Consider the following 10,523-nt stretch of genomic DNA (forward strand, 5'->3'; position numbering starts at 1 on the left):
AATCCGAGCCAAAGAGGGTGCTTTTGTGTCTGCTCGCGCTACTGACGGGCGGCGTGCCGGGCGGCGACGTAGCCGAACACCATGGTGTAGGCGATGCTGCCGCCGGCACCGAGATAGTTGCGACCCATCACCGTCGCGGTGATGTTGCCCGTCGCGTACAACCCGTCGATCACCCGGTCGTCCTCGTCGAGCACCCGCGCGTGCTCGTCGGTAACCACCCCTCCGCAGGTTCCGACGTCGGCGGGCACCACCCGCGTCGCGTAATAGGGCGCCTTGTCGAGCGGCCCCAGCGCGGCGTTGGGCCGATACCCGGGATCACCCAGGCAGTCGTTGTATGCCGACTGGCCGCGGCCGAAGTCGGGATCCAGGCCTTGGGCCGCAAAACCATTGAAGCGCCGCACGGTCTGTTCCAGGGTGTCTGCCGGGACGGCCATCTGGCGGGCGAGGTCGGCGACGGTGCCGCCCCGCAGCACGGCGCCGCGCTCGATCAGTTCTTCGGGGAGCCGACGCTTGCGGAAGGGGTTCGCGCCCGAGACGTACCGGCCGATGTAGCCCTCGTCGAAGACCATCCAGCACGGCACCGCCTTGTTGGCGTACATCGCCTTGCCGACCTCGACGTAGGAGTTCGACTCGTTGCAGAACCGGCGACCGGTGCCGTCGACGTAGATCGCCCCGGGCCGCTGCCGGCCGCTGCCCAGCGCCTTCGCGGCATCACCGCCGTCGGCGATGAACACCGATGGCAGCCACCAGGCCTCGTCCATCAGGTCGGTCTTGGCTCCGAGCCGGATCGCGGTCTGCAGCACCTCGCCGGTATCACCGGCGTTGGCGATCGACCACATCGCCTCGTTCGGTTGGTCACCGCTGTAGCGGCGGCGCATGTCCGCGTTGCGGCTGAAGCCGCCGGCAGCGAGCAGAACGCCCTTGCGCGCCTGCACGTTCAGCGTTTCGCCGTCGCGGGTAATGCGAGCGCCGACGACGCGGCCGTCGTCGACGATCAGGTCCTCCATGGCGGCACCGGTCCAGATCGGCGGCTCGCCGCGCAGGTCGATCAGGACCTTCAGCATCTGTCCGATGAGTGAGGCGCCGTTGGTGAGCATTTCGCGACGACGCAGGCGGGCCGCCCTGGTGCGCGCAAACACCCGCGCCGCGACGGCGAACGCCCGCGGTGACCGGTTGAAGTACTGCACCGCCCGCAGTTCGTTGGTCTTCAGGACGAAGCCGCCGTAGCTCTTGCTCATCGAGGGCTGGACCCTGTCGCTCCAGGCACCCAGCGCCGCGGCGTCATACGGAACTCCCTCGATCGCGCGGCCGGCTTCGTTGCCGCCCTTGTGGTTCGGGTAGTAATCGCTCCAGCCCGGGCACCGCACAAACCGGACACCCTTGCCCGTCAGGAAGTTGATCATCTCGTAGCCCGCGGCGAGGAAGGCCTCGCGCCGCGCCGGTGACGAGGCGGGGCCGATGTCGCCGACGACGTCGTCGAAGTACGCCAGACCGTCCTCGTGCGAGTCGGGGACGCCGTCGGCGCGCATCAGCGGGTTGTTCGGCAGCCACACCATGCCGCCGGAGAGTCCCGTGGAACCGCCCACCCGGGCCTGCTTTTCGATCACCAGCGGCTCGATGCCGGAGTCCAGCGCCGCCAGCGCCGCCGCCATGCCGCCCCCGCCGCTGCCCGCGATCAGCAAGTCGACGGAGTGGTCCCAATTGGTCGTCATCGTGCCCCCGAACCGACGCCCGCACTGAATCCCAGATCGGCCACGGGCAGGTCAATGGTGGTGTTGGTCTTCTGAATGGCCGGCAGCAGCGCATCGTAGGAAAGGCCGGCCAGGAAACCGTCGATGACGCGTTCGAAGTTGGAGATCAGCCCTTCGATCCGGCTGGACAATCGCATGTACTCAAAGCCCTTGGAGTGCAGTCCTTTCTGCTGCTTGGGCAGATTGGAGAAGTCCTGGGCCGGGATCGGTGGCCAGCGCGGGTCATCCGGCGCCATGGGCTCCGGCGGCGTCGGCTTGCCCGTGATCTGGTCCGGGGGAATTCGCGTGAGGGACCAGATCTCAAACAGCGTCTCCTCGGGTCCCAGGGGGCGGATCCGGTACGACGAGGCGCTGCTGTATTGGGGCAGCAGAAAATAGTGCGGAAATGCGAAGTTGATCGCCTCGACGATGCCGCGCCGCGCCAGGTCGTTCAGGTCCGGCATGTCACAGCCCCGGGCGCGGTGCCAGTGGACGATCGCGTCGTTGAGGGTGCTGCGCCAGAGGGCCATCGCCGCCGCCGGATCGGTCGGTAATTCCATGTCCTGCAGGCCCTCGGCGATGCGGACGTCGTTCTCATGCGTCATGCCGGCCATGCCCTCGCCGAGGGTGCGCATGAAATACAGACTGGTCTGGGCCAATCCGGGCGGCTTCGAGGACGACGCGGGCTGGGCCGACGGCAGCAGTTGCGGATGCGTCTGCGGGACGTGATAGCCCTCCATGAAGGCCGCCGTCGCCAGCTTCCAATTCACCGGAAGCCGACACGATTGCCACCACTCGACGCGCAGCGACTCCACCTTCCAGGCGTCGTAGATCGTCGCGAACGGCTCGAAACAGTCCCGCAGGCCCGGGGCGTCGTCGTCGAGGTTGATCCACGCGCAACCGCCCCAGAGCTCGCATCGGACCGGGACCAGCCGCAGATCCTGCGGGTTCAGGTTGTGCTCGTCGAACTCGTCGGGCCGCAGCACGAACGTGTTGCGGCCGTCCAGGCCCCAGCACCAGCCGTGGAACGGGCAGACGAAGGTGCGTCGACTCCCAGCCAGCGAACCAGAGCCCTCCACCAGCTTTACGCCGCGATGCCGGCAGGCGTTGTGGTACGCGCGCACGGTGTCGGCGTCCACCCGCACCACGATGATCGACTCGTCGAGGATCTCGTACTCGACGAAGTCGCCGGGCTTGGGGATCTCCTCCAGCCGACACGCCATCTGCCACACCCGCGGCCAGAGCAGCTCGTTTTCCAGCGCGTAGAAGTCCTGGTCGTAATACCGCTGTTTGGGGATGCGGTCGGGGGTCTGTACGGCCCACGGCACCGGAAGCGGCGCCCAGTTCACGTCTGTACTCATGGTCATCCCTCGCTCACAAGATCCGTGACGTCCGTCCCTGCCAGTAACGTTCACGTATGCGCCTCTTGTAAAGCTTGCCGTTCGGATCCCGGGGCAGCTGCGGGTCGAATTCGATTGTGCGCGGGCACTTGTAGGTGGCCAGGTGCGCGCGGCAGTACTCGATGAGCTCGGCCTCCAAACCGGGGCCCGCGGTTACGCCGTCGGCCGGTTGGACGACGGCCTTGACCTCCTCGCCGAACTCGTCGTTGGGCACGCCGAATACCGCCGCGTCGACCAGCTCGGGGTGCATGACGAGCAGGTTCTCCGCCTCCTGCGGATAGATGTTGACCCCGCCGGAGACGATCATGAACGACGAGCGGTCGGTGAGGTACAGATACCCGTCCGCGTCGACATAGCCCACGTCTCCCAGTGTGCGCCAACCGCGTTCGTTGGACACCGATGCCGTCTTGACGGGGTCCTTGAAGTACTCGAAGCTCGGGCCGCCCTCGAAATACAGCTCACCGGACTGTCCGACGGGACACTCGCGACCGTCGTCGCCGACGACGTGGACCGGGGTCATCGGTATCCCGACCGAGCCGGGATGGGCCAGCCACTCCTCGGGCCCGATCGTGGTGCCCGCGAATCCCTCGGTGCCGCCGTAATACTCGTGAATGATCGGCCCGAACCACTCCGTCATGCGGTGCTTGACGGCCACCGGGCAGGGCGCCGCCGCGTGGATCACGCAACGCAGGCTGGACAGGTCGTAGCGGTCTCGTACCGCCTTGGGCAGCTTGAGCATCCGCACGAACATCGTCGGCACGAACTGCGCGTGCGTGACGCGGTGCTGCTCGATCAGGCGCAGCACCGTCTCGGCATCGAACCTGGGCATGATGATCGACGCGGCGCCAACGCGATTGGCCGCCATCGTGTAGTTCACTCCCGCGGCGTGGTACAGCGGCGCGGGGGAGAGGTACACGCAGGAGGCGTCCATCCCGTACTTGTGGATCAGCGCCATCTCCAGGACCGCCTGCGCCCACGACCCGTTGCCGTCGCTCGGCAGCGGTCGGCGGACCGCCTTGGGCCAGCCGGTGGTCCCCGACGAGTAGAGCATCTCCGACCCGTCCGACGGTGGCGGAGCCGCGCCCGCCGCCGACAGCGCGTCTTCATAGCCGCGCCACCCCGGCACGTCGGCGCCGACGGCGATGCGGACGCAGACGGGCGGTGCGGCATCGCCGTCGGCGACCGGACGATCCGAAAACACCGCCTTGGCGTCGGAGTCGCCGATGACGTACGCGATCTCGTCGGGCGTGAAGTGGGTGTTGACGGCGGTGTAGTAAAGGCCGGAAAGCTGGCAGCCCCAGGTTATTTCGAAGAATTCCCGCCGATTGGACAGGATCAGCGCCACGCCGTCGCCGCGGCGCAGCCCCGCATCGTGCAGCATCGCGGCGACGCGCTGGCTGCGCCCGTACAACTCGGCGAAGGTGACCGTGTCGCCGTCGCACATGATCAACGCCGGCGCCCGGCCGGCGTGCAGCGCGTGGTCGGCGATGTTCACCAGATGAACCCGGGAAGCCTCACGTGGTCGCGGCGCCGTCGGTGGGTGCCGCCGCGGCGGCGGCCTGCCGGCGGGCCTGCTCGGACGGCAGCACCTTGTCCTTGAATACCGTCTGGATCAGTTGCTGCACGTCCTTGCTGATCGAGGCGAGCGCGACCAGGTCATTCGAGCTCTGCCAGTGCACCCGCATGCCCATCAGCTCCCAGGCCCGCTTGAGGTTGGCCTTGGTCGCCAGCAGGGTGGTCATCGGGGCCTGCGCGATGTGGCGGGCGATCGCATCGACCCGGGCGTCGAGTTCCTCGCGCGGGACGACCTCGTTGACCAGGCCGACCTCCAGCGCCTTCTTCGCGTCGATGACCTCGGCCAGATACAGGTAGTAGGCGGCGCGGCGCCAGTTCATGAAAACCCAAGGCTCGATCGAGCATTCACCCGACGGCATCCCGAAGCCCTGCAGCGGCGGGTAGGAGAAGTAGGCGTCTTCGGAGGCGATGACGATGTCGGTGGTGAGCCCGTAGTGGGTACCGCCGCCGACGCAGTAGCCGTGCACCTGCGCGATCGTCGGCTTGGAGAACTCCCAGAGGTTGAGGATGGGCTTGACGAACAGGTCGGTCTGCGGCTTCCAGGGAGTGCCCATGACCCCGGCCGCCTCGACGAACGACGGGTAGTCGACGGCGTTGTTGCCGATCGCGTGGCCCGAGCAGAAGCCCTTGCCGTTGGCCTTGAGGATCAGCACCTTGATGTCGTAATCACGGTCCGCGTCGAGCAAGGCGGCGTCGACCTCTTCGGCCAGTTTCTGGTCCTGCGCGTTGGCCTTCTCCGGCCAATTCAACGTGACCTTGGCGATCGGGCCTTCCTTTTGGTAGATGATTCTCTCGCGGGTCTCGTTGAGATCCATACGCATTCCTTTCGCTGGTTTATGTGGAAATGACGCCGATTTCGGCGCCGATGTCATAGGTGTTGCCGACCTGGCCCGTCCACTGCACGGTGCCCGACGCCCCTGCCTCGATTTCCTGCTCCACCTTCTCGGTGGCGATCACATAGATCGGCGTGCCCTCCTCTACCCGCTCGCCGGCCGCGACGAGCAGTCCGGTCAGCTCGGCTTCCGAAACGGCCACCGACACGCGAGGAATGCGAATGATGAAGTCAGCCAAGGGATGCCGCCCTCGTGACGGTGCTCAGCGCGGCGGCCACGATGCGCGCCGGCGACGGGTACACCTGCGCCTCTAGCGCGGCGGCGGCCGGATTGGGCACGAATCGCGCACCGACCCGCTCGACCGGTGCGGCCAGTTCGCCGAACAGCTCCGATTGCAGGATCGCCGCGATTTCGGCTCCCGGGCCTGCGAATTGGACCGCGTCGTGCACGACGACGGCCCGGCGGGTGCGACGGACGGATTCGACGACCGTCTCGACGTCAAGCGGCACCAGGGTGCGCAGGTCGACGACCTCGGCGCTCACGCCCTGCTCCTGCAGGGTGGCGGCGGCAGCCAGCGCGTCGTGCACGGCACGGCCGTAGCTGATCAGGCTCAGGTCGGTGCCGGGGCGCTTGATGTCCGCCTGGCCCAGGGGAATTGCGAATCCGGGGTCTACCGGCACGGGTCCCTTCTTGCCCTGTAGCCGGATGGTCTCGACGAACAAGCATGGGTCCTCGTCGAAGATCGCCGACGTCAGCAGGCCTTTGCCGTCACGCGGGGTGGACGGCACGATGACCTTCATCCCGGGGATGTGCATGAACCACGATTCCAAGGACTGCGAGTGCGTCGCGCCGGTGGCCAGCCCGGCGTAGACCTGGGTGCGGACGGTGATCGGTGCCGTCGTGCGCCCGCCGGTCATGAACCGCAGCTTGGCCGCATTGTTGATCAGCTGATCGGCGGCGATGCCGATGAAATCCATGATCATGATCTCGGCCACGGGCAGCAGTCCGTCGATGGCGGCGCCGATCGCCGCACCGACGATCGCGGCCTCCGAGATGGGCGTGTCCAGGACCCTGTCGTGGCCGTACTTGGTGGACAACCCCGCCGTCGGGCCCGACGCACCCGGGTCGGCGATGTCCTCGCCCAGCAGGAACACCCTGTCGTCGGCCGCGAGGGCCTGGTCCAGCGCGAGGTTGAGCGCCTCGCGCATCGTCATCTCTTTGTCGTCCATGGCCTCAGACCGGAAACTTGATCGGCGTTGCATACACGTCGCGCTCGAGTTCGTCGCTGGACGCGGCGTCGGCGCTCATGACCGTCGCGAGCGCGGACTCCACCAGCGCCAAGGCGTCGCGTTCGATGCGGTCGAGCTCGTCCTCGGTGCAGATGCCCTGGTCGGCGAGGTGGCGCCGGAACCGCGGCACCGGATCGGCCTCGATCGCCGCGGCCAGCTGCTCCTTGGGGATGTAGGGCATCCGGTCGCCGAAGTAGTGGCCGCGGAAGCGGAACGTCACGCACTCGAGGAAGGTAGGGCCCCCGCCGCGGCGGGCCCGCTCTAGCGCGTCCTCGAGCGCGGTCTTCACGGCGAGCGGGTCGTTGCCGTCGACCTGCACACCCGGCATGCCGTAGCCCGCGGCGCGGTCGGCCACGCGCTCGAGCTTCATCGTGTCCGTCGTCGGCGTCATCTCGGCGTACAGGTTGTTCTGGCAGACGAAGACCATCGGCAGGTCCCAGAGCGCGGCCATGTTGGCCGCCTCGTGAAACGAGCCGGTGTTGGTGGCGCCGTCGCCGAAGCTGACGACCGTAACGCGGTCGAGGCCTTTGCGTTTGGCGGCCATCGCCAGCCCCACCGCCACCGGCGGCCCGGCGCCGACGATGCCGGTCGAGAGCATCACGCCCTTGTCCGGGTTGGCGATGTGCATCGTTCCGCCCTTGCCTCGGCTGGCGCCGACGACCCGGCCCATCATCTCGCCGTAGATCTCCTCGAGCGGGACGTTCTTGCCGATCAGGTCATGCAGCCCGCGGTAGGTCGTGACCAGTTGATCATCGGGCCGCAACGCGATGCCCATGGCGGCGGCGATCGCCTCCTGGCCGCGCGACGGCCAGTACACGCACATGAATTCGCCGGTGTTGATGCCCCTGGACAGCCGGTCGTCGGCGGCCTTCATGAGCACCATCAACGCATAAATCCGGGGCTCAACATCGTTGTGGTCCAAGCCGGTTGGCGTCGTCGGCGTCATAGGCGCGTCATCCGCCGGACCAGGGCTTGACCTTGAGGAAACCGCCGCCGTCGACGCGCAGCTGCTGCCCGGTGATGTAGCGCGCCGCGTCGGAGGCCAGGAACAGGACGGCCTCGCTGATGTCCTCCGGCTCGACATAGGGGATCGGCATCGACTGGACCAGCGGGAAGATCGGTTCGGCATCCTCGCGGGTCGGGTTCGTCAGGTCCGGCCGGAAGGCCCGGTACATCGGGGCGCTGTGCAACATGTCGGTGTTGACGTTGGTCGGGTGCACGGCATTCATCCGGATGGAGAACGGGGCGAGCGCCCGGGCGAAGTCGTTGACGTAGTGTGCCGCAGCGAGTTTCGCGAACGCATAGCCGGCGCCTCCGGGACCGCCGTCGATGCCGGTCGTGTTCATCGACGACATGAAGGCCGCGTTCGAGCCGATCACGATGATCGACGCGCCCGCCTGCAGATGCTTGAGGCTGGTGTGCACCAGGTTGAGGACGCCGAGCAGATCCACGTCCACTGCGTCGGCGAAGGCGCTCGGCGGGAGGCCCGCGGTGAGCGGACAGATGCCGGCGTTGGCGACCACGATGTCGAGACGCCCGAATTCGGCGACACCGTCCTCAATCGCCTTGGCCAGGGCCGGGCGGTCCCGGACGTCCACGATCGCCGCGAGCGCGCGCCGGCCCTCCTTCTCGACCAGTCGCACTGTCTCCTCGAGGTCCTCCGGCCGGGCCAGCGGGTACTCGTTGGTCTCGATGTCTTCGCACAAGTCCACCGCGATGATGTCAGCGCCCTCCGCGGCGAGCATCCGCGCGTGCGAACGTCCCTGACCGCGTGCGGCGCCGCTGATTACGGCAACCTTGTCCGCCACCCTGCCCATCGCCCCACCCCGTCCTTAACCGCCGGCGACCCACATTGGGGTCCAACGCTTTTCAGGAGCGCGGCCGCGCGGCAGCGGTGCTGCATCGGGGATTGGGCTCGGGTCGACGATCGGCTCCATCGCATCTCTCCCACGAAGTGCTGCCGCGAAATCGAGCGCGGCGACAGCCGGCTACTGTATCCCCTACAGTAGCTAGAATATCTAAAATAGCAAGAAATGGCCGAGCGGCGGGAACGCGTGTTCCCGAGTGCCGACGGGAGTCGTCCACCGCGGTCCGGCCGTCCCGCCGGAGTAGCTGAAACGTTCACGCGCCGCGGCGCGAAACAGTACGTAGGTCTAGCGGAAATGCGCGGTGTGCTGCCCCGATAGCGATACCCTTTGCCGAGAGTTCGACGGTGACCGGGCAGCGGCCGGGTTTCCGGGATTGTGCGGAGGCTACGGAGGTCTTTGATGTCGTTCCTGATCGCGGCGCCGGAGCTGGTGGCGGCGGCGGCAACGGACTTGGCGAGCGTCGGCTCGACGATCAGTGCGGCAAACGCGGCCGCCGCGGCGCCCACGACCGCGGTGCTCGCGGCGGGCGCCGACGAGGTCTCGGCGGCCATCGCGGCGTTGTTCGGATCGCATGCGGAGGCGTACCAGACGCTGGGCGCGCAGGCGGCGAAGTTCCACGCCCAGTTCGTACAGGCCCTGAAGCTGGGTGCGGGCAACTACGCGGCCGCCGAGGCCGCCAATGCCACCCCGCTGGCGAGCCTGCAGGACGAGTTGCTCAACGTGGTCAATGCGCCCACCCAGGCGATCTTCAACCGACCGCTGATCGGCAACGGCGCCAACGCGACCGTGGCCGGCGGCAACGGCGGCGACGGCGGGATCCTGTTCGGCAACGGCGGCAACGGCGCGACCGGCGACCTGGGCAAGCCCGGCGGCAACGGCGGCAACGCAGGGTTGTGGGGCAACGGCGGCAACGGCGGAAGCGGTGGTGCCGGCACCGGCACCGGTGCGCTCAACAGCGGCGGCAACGGTGGCGCGGGCGGCAAGGGCGGGTTGTTGTGGGGCAACGGCGGCATAGGCGGCAACGGCGGGGCCGGCAGCGCCCTCGCACCGATACCGCCACCGCCGGCCGTGACCGTGCAGGGCAGTGCCGGAGGCAACGGCGGTAACGGCGGCAACGCCGGATTGTTCTACGGCTCCGGTGGCGCCGGCGGCGTCGGCGGTACGGGCGGTGCCGCGCCGGCGACCGTCGGGCAATCCGGCGGCGTAGGCGGCACCGGTGGCGCGGGCGGCGATGCCGCGCTGCTGTTCGGCACCGGCGGCGTCGGCGGCGCCGGCGGAATCGGCGGCGGCAGCGACGCTCTCCTCGCAACGGTGGCCGGCTACGGCGGTCAGGGCGGCAACGGCGGACAGGGCGGCCTGCTGCTCGGCACCGCCGGGGCCGGCGGGACGGGCGGCGCGGGCGGCACCGCGACCGGCGCCGGGGACAGCACCGGGGGCCACGGCGGCTCGGGCGGCAACGGCGGCGCCCTCGGGCTGTTCGGCACCGGCGGGGCCGGCGGCGACGGTGGGGTCGGCGGCGACGGCGCGGGCGGCGGTACGGTCGGCGGCAACGGTGGCGTGGGCGGCCTCGGCGGCGACGGCAGCCCCGGGGGCCTGCTGCACGGAAACGGCGGCGCCGGCGGCAACGGCGGCGAAGGCGGATTCGGCGGCGTGGGCACGATCAGCGAGGGCTTCGGCGGCTCCGGCGGTTTCGCCGGGTCGGGCGGCAATGCGCAGCTCCTGGGCAACGGCGGCGCCGGCGGCATCGGCGGCAGCGTGCCTACCCTCACCGCGCAGGGCATCAGCGTGGCGGGCGGCAACGGCGGCGACGGCGGCGCCGGCGGGACGC

Annotated in this window: 9 protein-coding genes; 1 reads left to right on the forward strand and 8 read right to left on the reverse strand. The window is 68.8% G+C overall.

Annotated features, from left to right (window positions below; translation table 11 throughout):
* Nucleotides 1-38: 38 nt before the first annotated feature.
* Genes AC5Y5V_RS30970 through AC5Y5V_RS31005 form a run of 8 tightly spaced genes read right to left on the reverse strand, consistent with a single transcriptional unit; the run spans nucleotide 39 to nucleotide 8,644 of the window.
* On the reverse strand, nucleotides 39-1,712 hold the full coding sequence (locus AC5Y5V_RS30970) for an FAD-binding protein (RefSeq protein ID WP_499942834.1): 1,674 nt from the start codon (nucleotides 1,710-1,712) through the stop codon (nucleotides 39-41).
* Nucleotides 1,709-3,091, reverse strand: a complete 1,383-nt coding sequence (locus tag AC5Y5V_RS30975; RefSeq protein WP_499942835.1) for an aromatic ring-hydroxylating oxygenase subunit alpha — start codon at nucleotides 3,089-3,091, stop codon at nucleotides 1,709-1,711. The genes AC5Y5V_RS30970 and AC5Y5V_RS30975 overlap by 4 nt, the downstream gene beginning before the upstream one ends.
* 13 nt (nucleotides 3,092-3,104) lie before the next feature.
* Nucleotides 3,105-4,625 carry an acyl-CoA synthetase gene (locus AC5Y5V_RS30980; RefSeq protein ID WP_499942837.1) on the reverse strand — a complete coding sequence of 507 codons (1,521 nt, stop codon included), beginning with the start codon at nucleotides 4,623-4,625 and terminating at the stop codon, nucleotides 3,105-3,107.
* A 19-nt stretch (nucleotides 4,626-4,644) separates the two neighbouring features.
* Nucleotides 4,645-5,520, reverse strand: a complete 876-nt coding sequence (locus tag AC5Y5V_RS30985) for an enoyl-CoA hydratase-related protein (protein WP_499942838.1) — start codon at nucleotides 5,518-5,520, stop codon at nucleotides 4,645-4,647.
* A gap of 19 nt (nucleotides 5,521-5,539) precedes the next feature.
* Nucleotides 5,540-5,776 carry a biotin/lipoyl-containing protein gene (locus AC5Y5V_RS30990; RefSeq protein ID WP_499942840.1) on the reverse strand — a complete coding sequence of 79 codons (237 nt, stop codon included), beginning with the start codon at nucleotides 5,774-5,776 and terminating at the stop codon, nucleotides 5,540-5,542.
* Nucleotides 5,769-6,767: an alpha-ketoacid dehydrogenase subunit beta gene (locus AC5Y5V_RS30995; protein WP_499942842.1), complete on the reverse strand. Its 999-nt coding sequence runs from the start codon at nucleotides 6,765-6,767 to the stop codon at nucleotides 5,769-5,771. Before AC5Y5V_RS30995 ends, AC5Y5V_RS30990 begins: the two co-directional genes overlap by 8 nt.
* A gap of 4 nt (nucleotides 6,768-6,771) precedes the next feature.
* A complete protein-coding gene (locus tag AC5Y5V_RS31000; protein ID WP_499942844.1) occupies nucleotides 6,772-7,773 on the reverse strand; it encodes a thiamine pyrophosphate-dependent dehydrogenase E1 component subunit alpha in 1,002 nt (333 codons plus the stop codon).
* Nucleotides 7,774-7,780: 7 nt separating this feature from the next.
* On the reverse strand, nucleotides 7,781-8,644 hold the full coding sequence (locus AC5Y5V_RS31005; RefSeq protein ID WP_499942845.1) for a mycofactocin-coupled SDR family oxidoreductase: 864 nt from the start codon (nucleotides 8,642-8,644) through the stop codon (nucleotides 7,781-7,783).
* 450 nt (nucleotides 8,645-9,094) lie between these two features.
* Here AC5Y5V_RS31005 and AC5Y5V_RS31010 point away from each other — a divergent pair.
* A partial coding sequence (locus AC5Y5V_RS31010) for a PE family protein (protein WP_499942846.1) occupies nucleotides 9,095-10,523 on the forward strand: 1,429 nt, incomplete at its 3' end.

The organism is Mycobacterium sp. NGS68 (assembly GCF_059812195.1).